Source organism: Agrobacterium sp. MCAB5 (genome assembly GCF_052114365.1).
Classification (GTDB): Bacteria; Pseudomonadota; Alphaproteobacteria; order Rhizobiales; family Rhizobiaceae; genus Agrobacterium; species Agrobacterium tumefaciens.
In genome coordinates this window covers 231,547-254,607 of sequence record NZ_JBFREP010000009.1, presented here as the reverse complement: position 1 = coordinate 254,607, position 23,061 = coordinate 231,547, and the positions used below count along the sequence as shown (strand labels likewise).

Sequence of the window (23,061 nt, the reverse complement as noted above, 5' to 3'; positions counted from 1 at the left end):
CCTGGCGCGTCGGCCCGGCGTCTCCTGGCTCTTTGTCGATGAGATCGATCAATTATCCAAAGTTGCATTAGAGATTTATAAATAAACCAACTCCATAGTGCGATCGTGGGCGGTTCTCGAGGCTGGGAGAGTGCATCATGTTCACGGTTCTGGAATGCGTTGCGGTACAACACGATCATGCGATCGTACTGCTTGCAGCGGTTATTTGCCTGCTTGGCATGCATGCTTTTTTCCATTTGTTGTTGCGTGCGGAAGAAAGCCCGGCTGGCCGCAAGCCCTATTGGGTGCTGGTTGCCGCCTTTGCAGCGGGGCTCAGCGTCTGGGCCACGCATTTCGTTGCCATGCTTGCTTATAAGGGTTCAGTCCCGATCGGCTTTGATTTCCAGTTCACGGCGCTGTCGGCGGTTCTGGCCGTTCTGGGGTTCTGGCTGGCGCTCAGGGCGCGCTCGAAGGCGAGCTACAGTCCCGTTATCGTCGGAACGCTGGTTACCCTTTCGGTTGCCGTCATGCATTTCGTCGGCATGGCGGGCATGGATGTGGCCGCCACGATCAGCTATCGCTGGGCCCCCGTTTTGGGTGGCTTTGCCGTTGCCTGGGTATTTTTTCTGCTGGCCTTTTTCCTGTTCCTTCGCTCCGCCGCATGGAAACGCATCGTCATTCCGGCCGGATGTTCGATCTTGGCAATCTGCGCTTTGCATTTCACCGCCATGTCGGCCACGATCCTGTCGCCGGATCCGTCCGTTGCTGGCCCGGATCCCGACAATCTCGCCAGAGTGATCATGATTGCTGCCGTTTCGGGCGTGACTTTCCTGGTCCTCGCAGCCACTGCCACCGCCGCTCTCGTTGACCGTTACCTTGTCGATCTCAAGGGGCTTGTGGATGCGACGCTGGATGGTCTTGCCGTGGTCCGTGATGGCCGCATTGTTGAGCTGAATACCCGTTTTGCCGGGCTTGTCGGCAGCGATGAGGCATCGCTGATGGGTAAAAATCCAGATGATCTCTTCAAGGCCATGGACGGACAGCCCACCTATCTGCCGCGCCTCGCGCCGGTTGAGGCAATCCGCGAACGCACCGACCGGCCGCAGGTGTTCGAGCTTGCCGTGCGCACCATCGAGTATCGCGGCCATCCTTGCGAAGTGCTGGCCATCCGCGACCTGACGGAAAAGCGGGAGGCGCAAAGGGAGATCGAATATCTGGCCCGCCACGATGTGCTGACCGGCCTTTCGAACCGCACCATGTTCCAGACGCGGCTGCACCAGCAGATCGAACATTGCGACGCGGAGGATGAGTTTGCCTTGCTGGCGCTCGATCTCGACCGGTTCAAGGCGGTCAACGACATTTTCGGCCATGCCGAGGGCGACCGGGTGCTGAAAAAAGTTGCGACCATCCTCGATGAATGCGCAAGGCCGGGAGATATCGTCGCCCGTCTCGGCGGCGACGAATTCGTTATCCTGACTGCCCGGCACACCAAATCGGAGGAGGCACGTCTTCTTGCCGAGACAATCCTTGCCATGTTCGGGTTGAAAATGAATGCGGCCAACGACCCGACCGCTGTCGGCGTCAGCATCGGCATCGCCGTCTTTCCGCGGGACGGGAACAGCAACGAAAGCATCTTGCACGCCGCTGATCTGGCGCTTTACCGCGCCAAGATGGGTGGGCGCGGAATATTGTCCTTTTATGATCCCCTGATGGATCAGGAGGCCCGCGAGCGCCGCCAGCTCGAAACGGATCTGCGGCTCGCCATCAACCGCAACGAATTGGTGTTGAACTATCAACCTGTCCTTTCCGTCGAATGTGGTCAGGTCGTCGGTTATGAGGCGCTGGTACGCTGGCAGCATCCGACAAGGGGTGTCGTACCTCCGGATGTCTTCATTCCGATTGCAGAGGAAAGCGGGATCATCATCTCGCTCGGCGAATGGGTGCTGCGCGAGGCCTGCCGCCAGGCGAGCACCTGGGCGCCGCACCTGAAAATCGCTGTCAATGTTTCACCCTTGCAGTTTTCGCTCGCAAATCTCGGCCATGTCGTCTGCACGGTTCTCATGCAGTCCGGCCTTTCGCCGAACCGGCTGGAACTCGAGATCACCGAAGCCGCGTTGCTGAAGGACCGCAAGGCGACGCTGATCATCCTCAACCAGTTGAAGGCGCTGGGTGTGGCCATCGTCATGGATGATTTCGGCACCGGTTACTCATCGCTTAGCAACTTGCAGAGCTTCCCCTTCGACAAGATCAAGATCGACCGCAGCTTCATCGCCGCCATGAGCGAGGATGATAATGCCCGCGCCATCGTGCGCGCGGTGATCGGCCTCGGTCGCAGCCTCGATCTGCCAGTGACGGCGGAGGGTATCGAAACCGACGCGCAATATCGCATGGTTGTCGATGAAGGTTGCGCGCAGGCGCAGGGTTATCTCTTCGGCAGGCCGGATGTGGCTCCTGCCGCGGCGGCAAGCACTGGCAAGCGGAAGAAACATTCCGTCTGAAAGAGGAGTGCGGCGGCGTGATGCCGTCGTAATTCCATTCTCCTACGCCGATGGAACGAGAGCGAACGCAGATCGTTAGGATTGTGTGTGGTGCGTCCGTGTCGCCACCGCCGCAGCCGGCGGCATACGACAGCCCTGACCTTCCGATGATGAATTCGCTGGTCATGAGACGCACCAAGGATGGAATTCTATCTCTGGGAGAAACCAATGACAGACCGCCTTGAGCCGCAGGACCCGCGCAACCAGTATCCGCGCCCGCCCTTTTCAACGCCGACTCAGGAAATGCCGGGGCTGGTCACGAACATGATGCCTTTCCCTGATCATGGTGAAAAGACCTATCGCGGGAGCGGCAAGCTTGCCGGGCGCAAGGCGCTTATAACCGGCGGTGATTCCGGCATCGGTCGCGCCGTGGCAATCGCCTTTGCGCGAGAGGGTGCAGATATCGCGATATCCTATCTGCCGGAGGAAGAATCGGACGCCGAAGAGGTGGTAGCACTTATCGAAGCGGAAGGCCGCGTGGCGGTCGCCTTACCCGGAGATATTACCGACGAGGCATGGTGCCGCGAACTGGTTGAAAAAGCGGTAGGTGATCTCAACGGCCTCGATATTCTGGTGATCAATGCCGCAAGACAACAATATCGCGAGGGTATCGCCGAGCTGTCGACTGAAGATTTCGACCGCACGATGAAGACCAATCTCTACGCGCTGCACTGGATTGCGCAGGCCGCCGTTCCTTATCTAGAGCCCGGATCGTCGGTGATTACCACCGCATCTATACAGGCCTATGAGCCGTCTCCCATTCTTCTTGATTATGCAACTACGAAAGCCGGCATCGTTGCCTATACGAAAGCGCTCGCCAAACAGCTTATCGAAAAGGGCGTTCGGGCAAATGTCGTCGCGCCTGGTCCCTTCTGGACGGTTTTGCAGCCAAGCGGCGGGCAGCCGGACGAAAAGGTCAGGAATTTCGGTAAGGACAGCGATTTTGGCCGTCCAGGCCAGCCTGTGGAACTGGCGCCGGTCTATGTGCTGCTGGCTTCGCAGGATGGCAGCTTCATCAATGGCGAGGTCTATGGTGTGACCGGAGGCCGGGGCGTTGCCTGATCGGCTTTGAGGACTTGACATGAAACGACAGACAGAACGTTCAGACAGAGATGTGAAGCCCTTCGATGTCCGCGACCGGCTGATACTGGCGCTTTATGCGCAGCTGAAGGCCGAGCGACAAACGCGCGAGGCCATGGAATGGGTCATCCGCAATGGCGGGCTTTCGCCAGAGGTCCTGGAGGCAATGGCATCCGACCCTGTGCCGGTGTTGGCGGAGGCAGACGTTCCCGCTATCGAGCGCATCCTTGCTGCGGACCGGGGCAGAGGCCAATCCTCTCAAGACGACCGTGGGCGGCGATCATGAACCGGAGAGCGAGCTGGAAGGGTCATCTGACATTCGGCGATTTCACCTGTGAAATCGGTCTCTATTCCGCGCTCACTTCATCGGAAAAGATCTCCTTCAACATCGTCAACCGAAAGACCGGCCATCGCGTCGAAAGGCAATATGTCGATAGCGATACCGGCGACGCTGTCGACCGCGAGGATCAGGTCAAGGGATATGAACTCGACAATGGCGACCATATCGTCATCGAGGGAGATGAGATCGCAACGCTGATGCCGGAAAACGACAAGGTCATCCGCATCAGGCATTTTCTGAGCCACGACGAGATCGACAAGCTCTATTTCGATAAATCCTATTATCTGGCGCCGACGCAGGAAGGTGGCGAAGAGGCTTTGACGCTGCTGGCAAAAGCCATGGACGACGAAAAGGTTTCGGCACTTGGCGAAGCGGTACTCTTTCGCCGAAACCGCGTGCTGTTGATCCGTCCAAGCGGCAAGGCGCTCGTGGCGACGACCTTGAATTTCGGCTACGAGGTTCGCTCGCAAACCACCGTTTTCAAGTCCATTCCAGATATTCAGTTCGATGAAGAGATGCTTGAACTCGCCGGTCACATCATCGGGAAACGGGCAGGCACATTCGATCCGGCGGAATATACCGATCGTTACAATGATGCGCTGGCGGAACTGGTGAAGGCGAAGATCGAGGGCAGGGAAATCAGTAAACAGCCGCCGCGCAAGCAAGATAACATCATCGACTTGAAGGAGGCTTTGCGCCGCAGCGCCGGTGACGGCGAAAGCGGAAAATCTACCGCTGGTGCGGGGCGCAAATCCTCCCGGAAAGCGAGCTGATCCATGGGTTTGCAGAGCTATAACGCCAAGCGCAGTTTCGACAAGACGCCGGAGCCGAAGGGCGACAAGGTCGATGCGCAGGGATCCAGTTTCGTCATACAGAAGCACGATGCCCGCCGGCTGCATTACGATTTCCGGCTGGAGATGGACGGCGTCCTTAAAAGCTGGGCTGTAACCCGCGGGCCGAGCCTTGACCCTGAGGACAAGCGCCTTGCGGTCCACGTCGAGGACCACCCTCTAAGCTACGGCGACTTCGAAGGCGTAATCCCGAAAGGTCAATATGGCGGCGGCACTGTCATTCTTTGGGATCGTGGTGTCTGGCGCCCGATTGGCGACGCCAAGAAAGGCTACCGCAAAGGCCATCTCGAATTCGAACTGGAGGGCGAAAAGCTTAAAGGCCGCTGGCATCTTGTACGTATGCATGGAAAGCCCGGTGAAAGCCGTGAAAACTGGCTGCTGATCAAGGGCGACGACGAAGAGGCAAGGCATGATGGCGGCGCCGATATTCTGGAGGAGCGGCCGGAATCCGTGAAGACTGGCCGAAGTGTTGAAGAAGTTGCCGCCAAGCCGAAGGACACCTGGAATTCGAAGCCCGTGTCGAAAAAGACCGTTAGTTCTTCCTCGGGCAAAAAACAGGCGCATGCCCTGCCGAAAGGTGCCCGCAAACAGGCGCTGCCATCCTTCGTGCCGCCGGCACTTGCAACGTTGAAACCCAAGCCACCGGAAGGCTCCCGCTGGCTGCATGAGATCAAGTTCGACGGCTATCGCCTGCAGGTCCGTATCGACCACGGCAAACTCCAGCTTCTGACCCGTAGCGGACTGGACTGGACCGAAAAGTTCGGCGATGCCGTGGCGGGAGCGCTCAAGTCGCTGCCGGCCGAAACGCTGATGATCGACGGCGAAATCGTGGTGGAACGGGACAGCGGCGCCTCGGATTTCTCAGCCTTGCAACAGGACCTGAGCGAAGGGCGCAGCGACCGCTTCGTTTTTTATGCCTTCGATCTCCTGTATCTGGATGGCACGGATTTGCGCGGGGCGGCGCTGACGGACCGGAAGGCGCTACTGGAAAAGCTGCTGCCCGCCAGCAACCCGCATCTTCGCTACAGCGAACATTTCGAGGAAAGCGGCGGGCTTGTTCTCGATCATGCCTGCCGCCTCAGCCTCGAGGGCGTTATCTCCAAGGTCAAGGACAGCAAATACGTCTCTGGCCGCAAGGGTAACTGGGTGAAATCCAAGTGCTCGATGCGGCAGGAATTCGTCATCGGCGGCTATACGCTTTCCTCCGCGTCGGACAATGCCATTGGCTCGCTGGCGCTCGGCGTTTATGAGGAAGGCAAGCTGCGTCATGTCGGCCGCGTCGGCACCGGCTATACCGCTGACATTGCCGAAATGCTGCTTGGCCGCCTGAAGCCGCTGGGCATCGATGACAGCCCTTTCGGCGAAAAGCTCACGGCACTTGCGCGCCGCGACCTCTATTTCGTCAAGCCGGAACTGGTTGCAGAAGTGGAGTTTCGTGCCTGGTCCGGAGATGGCAATCTGCGCCATGCGTCATTCCGCGGCTTGCGGGAAGACAAGCCGGCGGGCGAAATCGAACGCGAGGATAAAGCCGTGTCGGAACAAGGGACGCCGCAGTCAAAGATCAAGTTCACCCATCCGGAACGACTTTATTGGCCGGACGATGGCGTGACCAAGGAAGGGCTTGCCGATTATTACGTCCAGGTCTGGCGCTATATGGCCCCCTTTGTCGTTAACCGGCCTCTGGCGCTGCTGCGTTGTCCGGAAGGGATCGATGGTCAGCGTTTCTTCCAGAAACACGCCTGGCGCGGTGTGAACAAGGCGATAGAACAGATCAAGGATCCGAAGGACAAGGGCGGCGAACCGCTTATCAGGATTACGGATTTCGATGGCATGATGGCCCTGGTCCAGTCCGCTGCGCTTGAAATTCACCCATGGGGGGCGACAACCGCGAACTGGGAAAAGCCTGACATGATCACCATGGATATAGACCCCGGCGAGGACGTGTCATGGCAGGAGGTAATCGATGCGGCACTGGAACTGAAGCGGCGTTTCGAAGATGCCGGTCTGGCCGCTTTCGTGAAAACCTCCGGCGGCAAGGGGTTGCATGTCGTGGCACCTTTGAAACCGGAAGCGGGATGGCCGGCCTTGAAGGCCTTTGCAAAGACCATGGCGGATGACATGGCCAAGGCGGAGCCGGAGAAATATCTTGCGGTGGCAACCAAAGCGAAACGCCAGGGCCGCATCTTCCTCGACTATCTGCGTAATGGCAGGGGCAATACGGCTGTTGCGCCCTATTCGACACGTGCCCGACCGGGAGCCGCCATTTCAGCGCCAATCGAATGGGCGGAACTCTCAGATGAGATAGGTCCGGCACACTTCACGGTCAGCAATATCGGCGCGCGCCTTTCTGCCCTGAAGAAGGATCCATGGGACGGCTTTTTCGCTGCCGCGCGACCCCTGCCGAAAAAGGCCCGATGAGCGTCAGCCTTTCTTGTCCGAGGCAAGGCTTTTCTTCAAGGCATCCATGATGTTGATGACGTTGCCGCCGGTCCGGGTTTTCGTGCCGGTCTTCTTTTCCGGGGAAGAGACGGTCTTGCTCTTGGTTTTCAGCAAAGCGCTGATCTTTTTCTGGATCGGATCCTGAACCAGCGCCGGTTTCCATCCCGTCATCTGTTTGCCGATGCGTTTTTCCATCGCGTCCAGCAGCGGCTTTTCGAATTTCATCTTCGGATCCAGCGCGTCGATGCTCTCGCGCACTTCCTCGCCATAGTGCAGGGTCCACAGAATGATGCCCTTGCCTGACGGTTCCAGCAGAACCGCTCTTTCGCGGCGATAGAGAACAAGCCGCGCAATGCCGACAACGCCGTTTGCCCGCATGGCTTCCCGGATCACGCTGAAGGCTTCCGTGCCAATCTTGTCTTCCGGGCGCAGGAAGTGCGGCCGGTCGTACCATATCCAGTCGATAGAGCCTGTGGGCACGAAGGTCTGGATGTCGATGGTGCGGGTGCTTTCGAGCGCGACCGCATCGATCTCGTCATCCTCCAGCAACACATAATTGTCTTCGGCGCGGGGAAACCCCTTCACCTGGTTCTTTGCGGCCACCGGCTTGTGGGTAACGCTGTCGACATAGCGGCTTTCGACGCGATTGCCGGTTTTGCGGTTGAGAACGTGGAAGCGGTATTTGTTGCTTTCGGTTGTGGCAGGCGTCAGCGAAACTGCGGCCGTCACCAGCGACAGCTTCAGATAGCCCTTCCAGAAAACCTGCCGTGCCATGATCCGCGATCCGCCTTGTCGCCTGTTGTCTCCCGGATCAACAACCACAGGGTGGCTTTTGTTCCGGGAGCTTTGGCAGAGAGGGCGGGACTCTGTCTCAGCCGAACAACGATGTAAGACCATAGACAGATGCGGATATCAGGGCAGCGGCCGGCATGGTCACGACCCAGGCAATGACGATATTGCCCGCAAGGCCCCAACGCACCGCCGAGACGCGACGCGCGGCACCGACGCCGATGATGGCGCCGGTGATCGTATGGGTGGTGGACACCGGAATGCCGAGCCACGTCGCGCCGAAAAGTGTCAGCGCACCGCCGGTTTCGGCGCAGAACCCCTGCATCGGGCTCAGCCTGGTGATTTTCGACCCCATGGTGTGCACGATGCGCCAGCCGCCGAACAGTGTGCCGAGCGCCATGGCCGACTGGCACGAGATCACCACCCAGAACGGCACGTAGAAGCTCTCTCCAAGATGCCCCTGGCTGAACAGCAGCACAGCGATGATGCCCATGGTCTTCTGTGCGTCATTGCCGCCGTGGCCGAGCGAATAGAGCGAGGCGGAAATGAACTGCATGATGCGGAAGGTACGATCCACGGCGAAGGGCGTCTGGCGGACGAACAGCCAGGAGACGGCAAGCACCAGCAGCAGTGCCAGGAAAAAGCCGATGGCCGGCGACATGAAGATCGCGCCCACGGTTTTCAGAAGACCCGACCAGACGATGGAATTGAAACCGACCTTCGCAAAGCCCGCGCCGACGAGACCGCCGATCAAGGCATGTGACGAGCTGGAGGGAATGCCGAAAATCCAGGTGACGATATTCCAGACGATGGCGCCCATCAATGCCGCGAAGACGACCTGCGGGGAGACGATGACAGGATCGATGATGCCGGTGCCGAGCGTTTCGGCCACATGCAGGCCGAAGAACAGGAAGGCGATGAAATTGAAGAAGGCCGCCCATGCCACCGCATATTGCGGGCGCAATACACGGGTGGAGACGATGGTGGCGATGGAATTTGCGGCGTCGTGGAGACCGTTCAGAAAATCGAAGAACAGCGCGATGGCGATAAGGCCGACAAGCAGCGGCAGTGCAAGCGCGACATCCATCAGACGTTCTCGATAACGATGCCGCTGATCTCGTTCGCCACGTCCTCGAAGCGGTCGACGACCTTTTCGAGTTCGCCGTAGATCTCGCTGCCGATCATATAGGCCATGGCATTGCCGGTCGCACCATGGCGCCGGAAGAGGTCCTTCAGGCCCTGGTCATGAAGCTCGTCGGAGCGCCCTTCGACGCGGGTAACCTCTTCGGCAATCACCGACAGGCGCTGGGCATTGGTGCCGACCTTTTCCAGAAGCGGGATGGCTTCGGCGATGAGGCTTGCCGCACGCACGATCTCGTGGCCCATCTCGCGCATCAGCGGGTCGAATTCGGTTTGCTCGAACAGCCGGATCGTCTTGACGGTCTTGTGCATCATGTCGATGGCGTCATCCATGGACTGGATGAGGTCCTTGATATCGCCACGATCAAAGGGCGTTATGAAGCTGCGGCGCACCGCAAGCAGAACGTCGCGGGTAATATCATCCGCCTGGTCTTCGAGGGCGACGATAAGGTCGCAGTTTTTCTCGACGTCGACGCCGCTGAGAAGTTGGTCCAGAGCTGCGGCGGCTTTGACGACCGTTTCCGAATGTTTGCTAAACATGTCGAAGAAACGGTCCTCGCGCGGCATCAGCTTGCGAAAAATGCTCATCATGCGAATTGGCCCTCAATGGCGCTTTATTAGTTGTGGGGGGTGATTGTCATAAAACTGTCATAAATGCACGCGGGGCATTGATGCAACCCGGAAAATCGGCAGTATCAACGGATATGAAATCCACGAAGAAAAGCCGGAAAGCCCGTCCGGCGCGTTCCCTGACATTGCTCCAGCAACTTGCTGCTGTTCCTGAAAAGCTGTTCACCGGCTCTTTCCGGCAGCAATATGCCGCCTTATGCTTCCGTTATACCGGAAGCGGCGAAGAGATCGAAATCCTCGTCGTCACCTCCCGCACCAGCGCACGCTGGATCATTCCGCGCGGCTGGCCGATGAAACGCAAGAAGCCGCATGAGGCTGCCGCGATCGAGGCGTGGGAGGAAGCGGGCGTTCGTGGCCGCGTGAGGAAGGACGCCGTTGGCCGCTACACCTATCTCAAGATGCTCGACAATGGCGATGTCGTTCCCTGCGTTGTCGATGTCTTCCAGATCGAGATCACAGGGGAGGAAACGAGTTTCAAGGAGCGCGGCGAACGCCTTCTGGAATGGGTTCGCCCGGACGAGGCAGCAAGGCGCGTCCGGGAAATCGAACTGAAATCGCTTCTGGTCGACTTCCGCCCGAGGGGGAAGAGGAAACGCCTGACCGAAGAAAAGTCCTGACGGCAGACGTCACCAGCGAACCTAGGATGGTGATGCTGTTCGTTCGACCGATCCGGTCTCCCCCATCTCGTCCGGTGCCTTCGGTAGCAGGCGGGCGAAACGCCGGGTGATGCTGTCGATGTAAGACAGGATTGTCGGCACGACGATCAGGGTGAGCAGGGTGGAGCTGATGAGGCCGCCGATTACTGCGTGCGCCATCGGCGCGCGCTGCGCCCCGCCACCGCCAACAGCCAGACCGAGCGGAATCATGCCGAAGATCATTGCAAGCGTCGTCATGATGATCGGGCGGAAGCGGATGATGCCGGCGCTCGCCAGCGCTTCGTTGAGCGAAAGTCCACGCTTCCTTTCGCGGTTGGCGAAATCGACAAGCAGGATGCCGTTCTTTGTAACGAGGCCCATCAGCATGATGAAGCCGATCAGCGAGAACATGTTGATCGTGCTGCCGGCAACCAAGAGCCCGACGAGGACGCCGATGAGAGATAGCGGCAGCGACGCCATGATGGCGAGCGGTTGCAGGAAACTGCCGAATTGCGAGGCGAGCACGATGTAGTTGAAGATGACCGCCATTGCGAGCGCGGTTACCATGTGGCCAACCGTCTCCTCCATGGTTTCGGCGTCGCCGCCGAAGCGGATACGGTAGCCGTCCGGCAGGTCGCGGGCGGCGGTAAGTGTTTTCAACACATCTGTCACTTCGCCAAGCGCTCGTCCGGATATGTTGGCCGAAACCAGCACCTCGCGGCGATTGTCGATGCGGCGGATTTCGGCGGGTGCTTCCACGGTGGTGATATCGGCGACCTGATCCAGACGTACCATCAGGGGCGAGCCGTTGGATGCCGTGCGGCTGGTGGCGATCATCAACTCGCTGATCCTCGTCGTGTCGGCACGCCGCTCGCCGGGCAGGCGCACGACGATGTCGTAGCTGTTACCACCCGCATCCGTCCATTTCGACACGTCCTCACCGGCGATGAGCGGCGAGAGCGCTGCGGCAAGATCGGATCGGGAAATGCCGAGATCGCTTGCCGCCTCGCGTTTCAGGCGTACCGAAAGGATGGAGGTCACGTCGCGGGTGCTTGAGGTCACATCCACGAGGCCGGGGATCTTTTTCATGTCTTCCATCAGGCCGTCGGCGATCTTTTCGAGGACCGCCCGGTCGTCGCCAAGAATGCTGAGCTGGACGGGGCTTTCGCCACCGCCGAGGCCGTTTTGCAGGATCGCGACCTCTATGCCCGATATGGCCGACAGGCGTTTGCGGATCGGATCGGCCAGCGTGACAGGAGTTCGGGTGCGCATCTCCAGCGGCACCAGTCCCACCAGAACGGCGGCGCGATGTTTACCGACGGTGCCGCCGGTATTGACGGTGGAATAGAGCATCTCGACTTCCGGGAATTCCTGGAGTGCCTTCTCGACCTGCCGAACCTTCGCCGTGGTGTAATCCAGCGAGGAGCCGACCGGTGCCGTGACGTTGATCTGGAAGCGGCCTTCATCCGTATTCGGGACGAATTCCGCACCGACCAACGGCACCATGAGCAGGCTGCCGACAAAAATGCCTGATGTGACGAGCAGGGTGACGAGCCGGTGGTGCAATGTCCAGCCGATCACGTGCCGATATTGATCGGCGAGCCATTCGAAGCCGTGATCGAAACGGGCGATCAGCCGGCCCACCGGCCCACGCCGGGCGTTGGGTTGCGCATCCGGATCGTACCAGACGCTCGACAGCATCGGATCGAGCGTGAACGCGACGAAAAGCGAGATCAGCACGGTAGCTGAAACGGTGATGCCGAATTCATAGAAGAACCGACCGACGATGCCGTCCATGAAAGCGACGGGCAGGAAAACCGCCACGATTGTCGCCGTTGTCGCGATAACCGCAAGTCCTATTTCGTTCGTGCCGTCGAGTGCTGCGCGGATATGGGATTTCCCCATGTGAAGGTGACGGGTGATGTTTTCGCGCACGACGATGGCGTCATCCACCAGAATGCCGATGGAAAGCGTCAGCGCCAGGAGGCTCAGTGTATTGAGCGTGAAGCCCATAACATCAATGACCGCCAGCGTGCCGATGATCGCAATCGGCAGTGTCAGTCCGGTGATGACGGTGCTGCGCCAGGAATTGAGGAACAGGAAGACGATGGCCACGGCAAGTGCCGCCCCTTCTATCAACGTCGTCTGCACTTGGGTGACGGATTCCCGGATGGGAATGGATGTGTCCGTAATGACTCGCAATTGCACGTTTTGCGGAACAAGGTCGGCATTGAGGGCGTCCAGGCGCTTTCTCACATCCGCGACAACCTGAACCGTGTTGGCATCCTGAACCTTGACGATGTCGATCGCCAGCGCAGTCTGGCCATTATAGAGGGCACGGTTTTCGGCGTCGGCAGCCCCTTCGGAGAGTGCGGCGATGTCGCGAAGATAAATGGCTGCGCCACCGCGTCGGGCGACGACCATGTCCAGCAGCGCCTGCGGTTCGGCGATGCGGCCCTGCACCTGGATCGTGCGTTCGGAAACGGTATCGACAAGGCTTCCAGCCGGGCTGTTGCTGTTGCCGGTGCGTAGCGCGCTTACCACCTCGTTGATGCCGATCCCAAGCGCGCGCATGCGGGTGTCGTCGATCGTGATGTCGATCTGCCGCTTGCGGGCGCCGACCAGCGTTGCCTGCCCCACGCCGGGAACAGTCGTCAGTTGCCGCAGCACCTTCTGGTCGGCAAGGGCGGTGAGTGCGGGTATGTCGAGCGACGTCGAGCTTATCGCCACCGACAGGATAGGCTCGGCGGCGGGATCGAACCGGGATATGACCGGCTTTTTGGCCTCTTGCGGGAAATTCGCGTCGATGGCGGCGATCTTGTCGCGCACGTCCTGTGCCGCGGTCGCGCTCTTAACCTCGAGCTTGAATTTTGCGACGACGACAGAGCGTCCCTCGTAGGAGGTTGACGTGATCTCGTCCAGACCGCCGATGGCGTTCAGCGCATCCTCGACCGGGCGCGTCAATTCTGTCTCCACCGTTTCCGGCGTGGCGCCCGGATAAGCTGTGGACACCACAACGACCGGAACGTCGACATTGGGGTAGAGGTCGAGCCCCAGCCGCTGCAACGAGAAAAGACCCATGACCAGAAGCGCCACCATCATCATGGTGGCGAAAACAGGGTGGGAGACGGATATGCGGGTCAGAAACATCTCAGCCTGCCTTGTCGACGGTAACGGCCATGTCGGGCTGCAATTCGGGAAGCGGTACGGTCAGGATCGTCTCACCGCCCTGTAGACCGGCGCCGATCTCGATCAGGCTGCCATCGTTCCAGCGCGATCCCACCGCCACCGTCTGGCGGCGAAGATGGCCGTTCAGGACTTTAAGGACATGGTAGCCGGTTTCGTCTTTGCGAAGCGCGATTGCAGGAACGACAAGCGCATCGTTTTTTTCGCGCACGAGGATGGACCCGCTGGCGAACATTCCTCCCCACAGCCGGCCGTCGCGGTTGGCAAGCCGCAGATAGACGGCGACAAAGCGCGTCCCGTCTTCGGCAACCGGGCTGATGCGCTCAACGGTGCTTCTGAGAGGCTGGCCGCCGATGCCGTCAATATCGAGTTCGGCGGTCTGGCCAACGGCGACACGTGGGATGTCGCGCGTGGCAACGAGAACCTTCGCCTCAAGCATACTTGTATCGACCAGCGTCATGAGTTCACCATCGGCACTGACGCGGGAGCCGGTTTCTGCCTGCCGGCGAGTAATGGTGCCATCAAAAGGCGCGCGGATTTCGGCATTGCGAAGGGCAAGGCGGGCGATATCCACCTGCGCCGAAAGGCTCTGAAGCCTTGCCGTTTTCACAACGACATCGCTCTTCGCCTTGTCGAGCTGTTCAGCCGATGCGATGTTTTTTGACGCTAGCTGTTCGGTTCGGGTGAGGGCCTGCATCGCCAGTGTCAGTTCGGCCTCGGCCGCATCCCGGTCGCTCTGCCGCAGCAGGAGAGTCGATTGCAGTTCCTCGGTTTCGAACCGTACCAGCAGGTCGCCCGCCCGCACCGCCTGTCCGTCCCGGACATTCATATCCAGAATTTTTCCAGCCTCGCGGGCGCGGATCACGACTCGGCTGACCGGCTGAAGTTCGCCACTGACGCTGAGCCGCTCCGCCATCGCTCGTGTGCCGATCCTTGCGATTTCCGCAGCCGTCAGTTCGAACGGGATACCGGCCGGGCTCATCGAGGTTGACGCCACGATCCCCTTCACGCGCTCGTTCGCATCGACGCTTCCGCGCGCCGGATCAAGAGCCGTGACGACGAGAGCGCAGCCCGCAAGCGCGATCCCCGCCTTGATCGTTCTTTTCACCCACATAACATAATCCTTCCAGGCAAAACTCATCCTGTGACCGCCGATCGAGCGGTCATGTCGCCTGTCTTCCAGGCTGATGGCTTCTGGATAAGTGTTGATAATTGCAGCAGCATTACCCGCCCGCATCTTCTGCGCCGCAATACTGCCGCAACCTTTCTGGCAGACAAGGAGGGGGCGAAGGGACGGTGGCAAATGAGACTTCTGTTGATTGAGGACGAAAAGGAAATGGCGGATGCGCTGTCGACGACGCTCGGCAAGCAGGGGATCGTCATCGATCATACGATGCGGCTCGGCGATGCGATGGAGCTGGCGCGCCAGCATGTCTATGATGCCATTCTGCTCGACCGTCGTCTGCCGGACGGGGAGGGACTTACCTTCATTCCAAAGCTGCGCCGCGCCGGTATCGATACGCCGATCATTTTATTGACGGCGATGAACGAACCGGAGGAGCGGATCGAGGGGCTGAATGGCGGCGCCGACGACTATCTCGGCAAGCCGTTTCTCGTCGGCGAACTGCTGGCGCGGCTGCGCGCGGTTTTGAGAAGGCCGGCAAGCATCGCTCCGTCGCAGATCGCTGCAGGCCGCATCGTGATCGATCCGCTTCATCTCAGCGTCACGATCAACTCGCTTCCCTTTGATCTGCCAAGGCGCGAGCTGATGGTCCTCATCACGCTGGCGAAACGAAAGGGCAAATCCGTGCTGCGCTCGACGCTTGAGGCCGCCGTCTACAATTACGAGGAGGAAATCCAGTCCAATGCGCTCGATGCGCATATATCGCGACTGCGCAAACGCCTGCTCGACGCTTCCGCCGGGGTCAGCGTGCATAATATTCGCGGCATCGGTTATCTGCTCAGGGAAGACACATGAAGGCGCAGGGCAAGTCCAATCCGTCCTTGTGGTGGCAATTGAGCTGGCAGCTCAGCATTGTCGTCTCCTCCATGATCGCTGTCGTCATCGTCGGGCTCTGCGTTTACGGGGTGATGAAGCTCTCGCCCAATATCGGGCTCTGGAACGATTTGTCGGCGACGCTTGACGAGTCGCTTTCGCTTGATCCGCAAAAGGGTCTGGTCGTTACCGAGGGGCCGGCATTACGCGCCTTGAAAGCGAAGAATGAGACGTTGTGGTTCGTGGTCTCGACGCCTGACGGTCACGCGGCGACCTTCGGAACCGTCCCGGCTGTCTACGCCGAACTGGCACGCTACGTTCATCTGATGACGGACGCCGATATTCGCGGCGGCAGCGGCATATCCGAGGTTGCTTCGGCTGAGAGTATCGAGACGACGTCGGGACCCGTCAGGATCATGTTCGGCGGAACCTCTAATGCACGAGCGTCGTTTCTGACGCTTCTTGCCGGCACCTATCCGATTTATGTCCCCCTGCTGGCGGTTCTTTTGCCTGCGGTATTTTTCTCCGTGCCACACATCGTGCGCCGGGCGCTTGCTGGCCTGAGTTCCGTCGTCAAAAAAGCACCGGAGATCGACCCGCGACGACCGGGTTCGAAGCTTCCCGTCGAAGATGTGCCGCGCGAAGTCGTTCCGTTGATCGTTTCCTTCAACAGCGTTCTCGAGCGGCTCGAAGAGCAGTTCCAGGCGCGGCAACGTTTTCTGATCGATGCCGCGCACGAATTGAGGACGCCGATTGCAATCATGCAGACCCGGATAGAGGGCCTGCCCGGACCGGACCAACAGCGCCTGATGGGGGATGTCGCGCGGCTCGGTGAAACCGCCGAACAGCTTCTGGCCTTTGAGCGAAACGATCAGGTAAACGACCGGCGCGAGGTGGTGGACCTGGTCGATATCGCCCGCACGGTGGTGGCAGAGCTAGCGCCGCTTGCGCTTTCGGCAGGTTACGACATCTCCTTCGAAACGCAGATCGAAAAATACGACATGCAAGGCAACCCCTTCGCCCTGCCGCGCGCCATCAGCAATATCGTGCGCAACGCCATCGACCATGGTGGAAACAAGGGGCTGATCCATGTCTCGGTTCTCGCAAACGGCGAAATCGCGATTTCCGACGAGGGGCAGGGCATACCCGAAGAGCAGCAGGAGCGGATATTTGAACCTTTCTATCGGGTCACGCCGAAAAGCACGGGTGCCGGACTTGGCCTCAGCCTCGTCAAGAAGATCGTCGCCAATCATAACGGCCGTATCGTGCTGGAAAGCAACCCCTCTGGAAGCACGTTCCGGGTTCGATTCTGATTGCGCTTTGCGCGCTGTAGACCGGTCGCGGCGATTGTAATGCTGCCGCAACGTTCGCGGTCATAATGTGTGGGCACGGGATCAACCGTGCCAACCGGAGTACACACAGTGACACACCCACCGGATCGTTTTCTTCCGGATTGCCGGCGAGAAGACGGCACGTAGAAAGCGCGTCGCCGGCCCGGAACCTCGGGCAATGCCGTAGCGCCAATGATCGCAGCAGAGCACCAATCCGATTTCATATTCGGTTCATCCTGGGCGCGCACAGTCCCGGCCAAATCACTCCACGCCCCAGTCCAAACAGTCATACTCCCCGGAATTTTACGATGTCGCATACTGAAATTGCCGCATTCGCTGCGGAAAAAAACTCGGCGAAACCCGAGCCGGTCATCGCTGCGCAAACCATGACTGGCGATGGGATGGAACTCCTCCGTTTTCCCCTGGCCTGGAGCGTTGTGACCTTCGTTATGCGCGCCCACTGGAAACGGGGTTTCCTTTTCTGGATGCGTTTTTTGGCTCATCCGCTTGTAACCCTGCGGTGGTGGCGGTTTCTGTCCCGATTCTCGGCGACGCAAAAACTGCCACCGCCGCATGACGAGCTTCTTCAGAAACCCCTGTCGAAATTCCTCGTCGGCAAAATCTCCTATGGAAGACGGCTGGATTTTCTCATGAAGAATTTCGTCATCGCCAGCGGTTGTTTTTCCAGAGAGGTTATGGCTGCGCTCTGGAGTGGAAAAACGATCGAAATCGGCACCATAGGCGGCCGTGCTGACGAATATCGCTGCACGCTTGCTCTTGCGGATTTATGTGGCGGCCGCCACGAAGGCGCTCTCGCGGTTCGGCTGATCAGAACCCGTGACGACGTCACCTTGTGGACGACGAAGTTTATCTTCGTGACGCAGGATGGGGGCGGGTACAGGACGATTGCCGTTGGCGGCATGCAGGGGCCACGCGCCGCGAAGCAGGAGATGGTGGCAGTAACGCGCGACCTTGCGGGTCTTCGCCCGAAGGATGCCGTTTTGATGCTGCTGCAAGGCCTAATCGAGACGGAAGCGGGTTCCTATTTCGCAGTCTCCCACGCCAGACATCCGATCAATTACCGGCGCGCGCGGCGGCAGAAAATGTTGCTTTCCGACATAGATGCATTCTGGCGGGAACGTTCCGCCGAGCCGGACGACGTGTTCGGTTTTCAGGTGCCGGTTTCAAGCCTCGAGGGCGCGGACAAACGCAGCAAGATGAAGCTTGCCTTCTTTGCCATGGCAGCCCGGCTTTGCGAGGGTAAAGCTGGGAGTGCTGCGAAGAGTTGAGGCCGCAGATCCGAGTTGGCCCTCGACACCGTCATGCCGCTGCATCAGCAACGCGGCCGAGTTTTTGCAGGCCGCATTCGCGGACGATCTCGGCAATGTGGGTAAACTGCGCCGAGAGCGGATTGCTCTTGCGCCACACCATGCCGATGGTGCGGGATGGTCTTGGCTCTGCCAGCCGAAATACTGAGACGGTGGATTGCCGCGTTTCCATATCGACAGCCATCTGCGGAATGAGCGTGACGCCGATGCCGGCGCCGACCATCTGGACCAGCGTCGAGAGCGAACTGCCCTCCATAAGCACGCGCGGCGGCGCGTTCGTTGTACTGCAGAAAGACAGTGCCTGATTGCGGAAACAATGGCCTTCCTCGAGCAGCAGCAGGCGCATTTCACCGAGCTTGCCAGCGCTCGGCACCGGCATCCCCGCATCCTCCATCGGCCGGACCAGAATGAATTCCTCGGAAAACAGCGGAACCTCTTCCAGCGACGCTTCAGACACCGGAAGCGCCACGATTGCCATGTCCAGCCGGGCTTCCAGGAGGTCCTCGATCAGTTTCTGTGTCACCGCTTCGCGCGGACGCGTTTCCAGTCCCGGATAATGCCGGGTGAGCGTCTTGATGACCTGCGGTAAAAGATAGGGCGCGACCGTTGGAATGACGCCGATGCGCAGGCGGCCGCTGAGCGGGCCGTGCCTTGCCCTCGCCAAATCCTGCAATTCATCCACTGAACGCAGGATCAGGCGGGTGCGTTCGGCGAATTCATCGCCGAGAGCGGTCAGCCTGATCTGGCGGCTGCCCCGTTCGACGAGCGGCGCGCCGATCAGCTCTTCCAGTTCCCTGATCTGTAGCGAAAGTGCTGGCTGGGAAATGGAGCACGCCTCCGCTGCCCGCCCGAAATGGCCGATCTTCGCCAAGGCGTCGAAATAACGCAGGTGTTTCATCGATAGTCCAATCATAAGCTGAGCATATCGCAGCCTTTAGAATATACAATTGGAAATTATGGAACCCGGCTGTTAGTCATCGTCATGACAGAAAGAGGATGTAGCTGTTCGGTATCACCAGCGTCACTGCGCGGTTTCCGTAAGAATGACCTGCTGTGGGCTGTGGTTCCAACATGCTGCGCATGTCGAATTGACTATGTCGTTTAATTACTAAACCCATCGGAGGGCGAAATGGACGCAACTTCAAAACCGGCTGGCAAGTGTCCCGTCATGCATGGAGGCAATACGGCCTCCGGTAAATCGGTTACCGAATGGTGGCCGAACGCGCTGAACCTCGATATCCTGCATCAGCACGACACCAAGACCAATCCGCTCGGCACCTCCTTCAATTACCGCGAAGCGCTAAAGACGCTCGACGTGGAAGCCCTGAAGGCCGATCTGCGCGCCCTGATGACGGAAAGCCAGGACTGGTGGCCGGCCGACTGGGGCAGCTATGTCGGCATGATGGCCCGCGTGACCTGGCATGCAGCCGGTTCCTACCGCGTAACGGACGGACGCGGCGGTGCCAACACCGGCAACCAGCGCTTTGCACCGCTCAATTCCTGGCCTGATAATGTGAACACCGACAAGGGCCGCCGCCTGCTGTGGCCGATCAAGAAGAAATACGGCAACAAGATTTCCTGGGCCGATCTCATCGCGCTTGCCGGAACGATCGCTTATGATGTCGCGGGTCTGAAGACGTTCGGTTTCGCCTTCGGCCGCGAGGATATCTGGGCTCCCGAAAAAGACACCTATTGGGGTGACGAAAAGGAATGGCTGGCACCGAGCGATGGTCGTTACGGTGACGTAACCAAGCCCGAGACGCTGGAAAATCCGCTTGCCGCCGTGCAGATGGGTCTCATCTACGTCAATCCAGAAGGCGTCAACGGCAAGTCCGATCCGCTTGCGACAGCCGCGCAGATGCGCGAAACCTTTGCCCGCATGGGCATGGATGACGAAGAAACCGTCGCGCTCACCGCAGGCGGCCACACCATCGGCAAGTCGCACGGCAATGGCAGCGCCGCCAACCTCAGCCCCGATCCGGAAGCAGCAGGCCCCGAATATCAGGGTCTCGGCTGGATCAACACCAAGGGTCGCGGCATCGGCCGTGACACCGTGGTGTCCGGTATTGAAGGTGCCTGGACAAGCGAACCGACCAAGTGGGACAACGGCTTCTTCGACATGCTGTTCAAGCATGAGTGGACATTGACGCACAGCCCGGCTGGCGCGTCCCAGTGGGCGCCGATCACCATTGCCGAAGAGGACAAGCCTGTTGACGTCGAGGATCCCTCGATCCGCACCATCCCGATGATGACCGATGCCGACATGGCCCTGAAGGTCGATCCGATCTACCGCGAGATTTCGCTGAAGTTCAAGGATGACCAGGACCACTTCTCCGAGGTCTTTGCCCGCGCATGGTTCAAGCTGACCCACCGCGACATGGGCCCGAAGTCCCGCTACTTCGGCCCGGATGTTCCCGCAGAAGACCTGATCTGGCAGGATCCCATCCCGGCAGGTTCCACGAGCTACGATGTCGCTGCCGTAAAGGCAAAGATCGCCGCTTCCGGTCTGGCGGTCGCCGATCTGGTCTCGACCGCATGGGACAGCGCCCGTACCTTCCGTGGTTCGGACAAGCGCGGCGGCGCCAATGGTGCGCGCATCCGCCTTGCGCCGCAGAAGGACTGGGAAGGCAACGAGCCCGCCCGTTTGGCCCATGTGCTTTCGGTGCTGGAGCCGATTGCCCGTGAGACTGGCGCCAGCATCGCTGATGTCATAGTTCTCGCCGGCAACTACGGTGTTGAGCAGGCGGCGAAATCAGCCGGCTTCGATGTCGCCGTGCCTTTTGCACCCGGTCGTGGCGATGCCTCAGCCGAGCAGACTGATGCAGACAGCTTTGCCCCACTCGAGCCGCTGGCGGATGGTTTCCGCAACTGGGTGAAGAAGGACTATGTCGTCAGCCCTGAAGAACTGCTGCTGGACCGCGCTCAGCTTCTGGGCCTCACGGCGCCGGAACTGACCGTTCTCATCGGTGGCCTGCGCGTCATTGGCGCCAATTACGGCGGCGCAGCGCATGGTGTGTTCACGCAGACTCCAGGTGCTCTGACCACAGATTTCTTCACAACGCTGACGGATATGGCCTATTCCTGGGTTCCGACCGGCGGCAATCTCTATGAGATTCGCGATCGCAAGTCCGGAGCAACCCGATATACGGCGACCCGCGTGGACCTCGTTATCGGCTCCAACTCCATCCTGCGTGCCTACGCGGAAGTTTATGCGCAGGACGACAACAAGGAAAAGTTCGTGCGTGATTTCGTCGCCGCCTGGACGAAGGTCATGAACGCCGACCGTTTCGACCTTGTCTGATAAGGCTGACTAGTCCAAAAAAAGCCACTCCCTGAGCGATCAGGGAGGGGCAATTTTCTATCTGCGGTCGGACGATGGAACCGGTTTTCCGGGCGATGGCTTTTCGCCACTATCCGCCGGCGCCTTGCCGCCCTTTTCATTCTCATGCGCATCCGGCCCAGCGACGATGACGCCGCGGCCCTGCTCTTCGCGCTTCTTGTCGGCGAAATCGCCGGGTTCCTTTTTGTCGTTCATAGTGATCTCCCTTCGTGATTTCATTTGTCTGGAGATCAAACGGCTGGTCGGGGCAGAGGTTCCAAGGCTCACATTGGAGCGGGATCGACTGGCAGCACAGCAATGTTTTGCATTACAACCATCTTTGCTATTAACATGAATTGATAAGTCATGTTATTGCGGCCTCATATGGTGGAGCGTGCGGCGCCGTTATCGTGACGCGCATGTCTTACAACCTCGGCTCGACAACTGAACGGTACCCGCATTGAGTTTCTGGCACTCCATGACCTGGCACACGGAAGGGATCAGCGTCACTGCGCCGGTCAAATGGCGCCAGCTGGACGGGCTCGTCAGCGCTTTCTGGGAGGCAGAGAGCCAGATGGGCGCGAAGGGTTATTACCTGGCCGCCGATCCGCGTATCATGATATTTTTCAACGATGTCTCGTCGCGCATCAGCATTTCCAACCGCGACGGCGAGTTCACGCAGCATTCCCGCCCCATGACGCGGGCGGTCTATGTGCCGGCCGGTGTTCCGATGTGGACGAGCAGCAATGCTACGCACAGGTTTTCGCATCTCAATCTGCATATCCACAAGGACCGCCTGCTGCGTTTCCTGTCGCCATCGGTCGGCAGTTCGGCGGCGATGACTGCCTTGCGCCGCCCGGTCGAGATACAGGATATCGGCTCTGTCGAAACACTGGCTGGACTGCTCGTCGATGAACTCGCCGAGCCTTCGAAACATGCGGTCTATGCGGAAAGCCTTGTTGGCAGCATCGTTGCCGGTCTTCTCGATATTCCCGGATCTTCGCCGGAACAGGTAAATGGCAGGCTGACGCAGGCGCAGATGAACAAGTTGCTTGCCCGTGTGGAAAGCCGCGGTGACGACCGCATGACGGTTGCAGAAATGGCCGACATCGTCGGGCTTTCGGAAAGCTGGTTCGCAACCGTGTTCCGCCAGACAACGGGCAAGACGCCGCTGCAATGGCAACTGGAGCGGCGGATAAGCCTTGCCCAGAAACTGTTGCTCGAAGGCGATCTGACGGTGGCCGATATTGCCGCCCAGCTAGGCTTTTCCGATCAGGCCCATTTGACCAAAGCCTTCCGCCAGTCCGTGGGCAATACGCCAGCCGCCTGGCGGCGCATGCACAGGCTGCTTTGAATGGTCGCCTTGCCGTGCGCGCGGAGCGGGTTCGGCGCATGCCTTGAGCTTCGTTCCACGTCACCCCAGGGGATGACGTGGAACGTTAGGATGGTTACGTAGTATGTTGAAAAGTATGGATATACTT

Annotated in this window: 18 protein-coding genes; 11 read left to right on the top strand and 7 right to left on the bottom strand. The window is 59.5% G+C overall.

What is annotated here, in order from left to right; genetic code table 11:
- Window positions 1–137 precede the first annotated feature (137 nt).
- The 5 genes from AB4Z23_RS20050 to ligD all read left to right on the top strand — a co-directional run bounded on the left by AB4Z23_RS20050 (window position 138) and on the right by ligD (window position 7,205).
- The gene (locus AB4Z23_RS20050) at window positions 138–2,477 is read left to right on the top strand and encodes a bifunctional diguanylate cyclase/phosphodiesterase (protein WP_441360671.1); all 2,340 of its coding nucleotides are present in this window, start codon (window positions 138–140) and stop codon (window positions 2,475–2,477) included.
- A 207-nt stretch (window positions 2,478–2,684) separates the two neighbouring features.
- On the top strand, window positions 2,685–3,578 hold the full coding sequence (locus tag AB4Z23_RS20045; protein ID WP_013761134.1) for an SDR family oxidoreductase: 894 nt from the start codon (window positions 2,685–2,687) through the stop codon (window positions 3,576–3,578).
- Between the two features lie 19 nt (window positions 3,579–3,597).
- Window positions 3,598–3,882 (top strand): hypothetical protein, encoded by a 285-nt coding sequence (locus AB4Z23_RS20040; RefSeq protein WP_112161252.1) that lies wholly within the window; start codon window positions 3,598–3,600, stop codon window positions 3,880–3,882.
- Window positions 3,879–4,709 (top strand): non-homologous end joining protein Ku, encoded by an 831-nt coding sequence (ku, locus tag AB4Z23_RS20035; protein ID WP_112161251.1) that lies wholly within the window; start codon window positions 3,879–3,881, stop codon window positions 4,707–4,709. The genes AB4Z23_RS20040 and ku (AB4Z23_RS20035) overlap by 4 nt, the downstream gene beginning before the upstream one ends.
- Before the next feature lie 3 nt (window positions 4,710–4,712).
- Window positions 4,713–7,205, top strand: coding sequence for a DNA ligase D (gene ligD / locus AB4Z23_RS20030; protein WP_111796670.1), 2,493 nt, complete (start codon window positions 4,713–4,715; stop codon window positions 7,203–7,205).
- A gap of 3 nt (window positions 7,206–7,208) precedes the next feature.
- Here the strand turns inward: ligD and ku (AB4Z23_RS20025) are convergent, their stop codons facing one another.
- The 3 genes from ku (AB4Z23_RS20025) to AB4Z23_RS20015 form a co-directional block, all read right to left on the bottom strand.
- A complete protein-coding gene (gene ku, locus AB4Z23_RS20025; RefSeq protein WP_441360670.1) occupies window positions 7,209–8,000 on the bottom strand; it encodes a non-homologous end joining protein Ku in 792 nt (263 codons plus the stop codon).
- Between the two features lie 97 nt (window positions 8,001–8,097).
- A complete protein-coding gene (locus tag AB4Z23_RS20020) occupies window positions 8,098–9,102 on the bottom strand; it encodes an anion permease (RefSeq protein ID WP_441360669.1) in 1,005 nt (334 codons plus the stop codon).
- Window positions 9,102–9,746 carry a DUF47 domain-containing protein gene (locus tag AB4Z23_RS20015; protein ID WP_111799961.1) on the bottom strand — a complete coding sequence of 215 codons (645 nt, stop codon included), beginning with the start codon at window positions 9,744–9,746 and terminating at the stop codon, window positions 9,102–9,104. Before AB4Z23_RS20015 ends, AB4Z23_RS20020 begins: the two co-directional genes overlap by 1 nt.
- A 113-nt stretch (window positions 9,747–9,859) precedes the next feature.
- On the opposite strand from AB4Z23_RS20015, the gene AB4Z23_RS20010 reads away from it, so the two are divergent.
- A complete protein-coding gene (locus tag AB4Z23_RS20010; protein ID WP_038495316.1) occupies window positions 9,860–10,402 on the top strand; it encodes an NUDIX hydrolase in 543 nt (180 codons plus the stop codon).
- A gap of 21 nt (window positions 10,403–10,423) precedes the next feature.
- Here the strand turns inward: AB4Z23_RS20010 and AB4Z23_RS20005 are convergent, their stop codons facing one another.
- On the bottom strand, window positions 10,424–13,570 hold the full coding sequence (locus tag AB4Z23_RS20005) for an efflux RND transporter permease subunit (RefSeq protein WP_441360668.1): 3,147 nt from the start codon (window positions 13,568–13,570) through the stop codon (window positions 10,424–10,426).
- A 1-nt stretch (window position 13,571) separates the two neighbouring features.
- Window positions 13,572–14,720, bottom strand: a complete 1,149-nt coding sequence (locus tag AB4Z23_RS20000) for an efflux RND transporter periplasmic adaptor subunit (protein WP_111800068.1) — start codon at window positions 14,718–14,720, stop codon at window positions 13,572–13,574.
- A gap of 189 nt (window positions 14,721–14,909) precedes the next feature.
- On the opposite strand from AB4Z23_RS20000, the gene AB4Z23_RS19995 reads away from it, so the two are divergent.
- The 3 genes from AB4Z23_RS19995 to AB4Z23_RS19985 all read left to right on the top strand — a co-directional run bounded on the left by AB4Z23_RS19995 (window position 14,910) and on the right by AB4Z23_RS19985 (window position 18,222).
- Window positions 14,910–15,584 carry a response regulator transcription factor gene (locus AB4Z23_RS19995; protein ID WP_004431205.1) on the top strand — a complete coding sequence of 225 codons (675 nt, stop codon included), beginning with the start codon at window positions 14,910–14,912 and terminating at the stop codon, window positions 15,582–15,584.
- A complete protein-coding gene (locus AB4Z23_RS19990) occupies window positions 15,581–16,915 on the top strand; it encodes a sensor histidine kinase (RefSeq protein WP_441360667.1) in 1,335 nt (444 codons plus the stop codon). The genes AB4Z23_RS19995 and AB4Z23_RS19990 overlap by 4 nt, the downstream gene beginning before the upstream one ends.
- Before the next feature lie 326 nt (window positions 16,916–17,241).
- Window positions 17,242–18,222: a DUF535 family protein gene (locus AB4Z23_RS19985; RefSeq protein WP_112391509.1), complete on the top strand. Its 981-nt coding sequence runs from the start codon at window positions 17,242–17,244 to the stop codon at window positions 18,220–18,222.
- A gap of 31 nt (window positions 18,223–18,253) precedes the next feature.
- Here AB4Z23_RS19985 and AB4Z23_RS19980 read toward each other — a convergent pair whose 3' ends face one another.
- The gene (locus AB4Z23_RS19980; protein ID WP_025594953.1) at window positions 18,254–19,174 is read right to left on the bottom strand and encodes a hydrogen peroxide-inducible genes activator; all 921 of its coding nucleotides are present in this window, start codon (window positions 19,172–19,174) and stop codon (window positions 18,254–18,256) included.
- 216 nt (window positions 19,175–19,390) lie between these two features.
- On the opposite strand from AB4Z23_RS19980, the gene katG reads away from it, so the two are divergent.
- Window positions 19,391–21,562 (top strand): catalase/peroxidase HPI, encoded by a 2,172-nt coding sequence (gene katG, locus AB4Z23_RS19975; RefSeq protein ID WP_004431213.1) that lies wholly within the window; start codon window positions 19,391–19,393, stop codon window positions 21,560–21,562.
- Window positions 21,563–21,619: 57 nt separating this feature from the next.
- Here the strand turns inward: katG and AB4Z23_RS19970 are convergent, their stop codons facing one another.
- A complete protein-coding gene (locus AB4Z23_RS19970) occupies window positions 21,620–21,796 on the bottom strand; it encodes a hypothetical protein (protein WP_019566673.1) in 177 nt (58 codons plus the stop codon).
- Between the two features lie 244 nt (window positions 21,797–22,040).
- Between AB4Z23_RS19970 and AB4Z23_RS19965 the strand changes: the two genes are divergently transcribed.
- Window positions 22,041–22,934 carry a helix-turn-helix domain-containing protein gene (locus tag AB4Z23_RS19965; RefSeq protein WP_198927936.1) on the top strand — a complete coding sequence of 298 codons (894 nt, stop codon included), beginning with the start codon at window positions 22,041–22,043 and terminating at the stop codon, window positions 22,932–22,934.
- The last annotated feature ends 127 nt before the right edge of the window (window positions 22,935–23,061 follow it).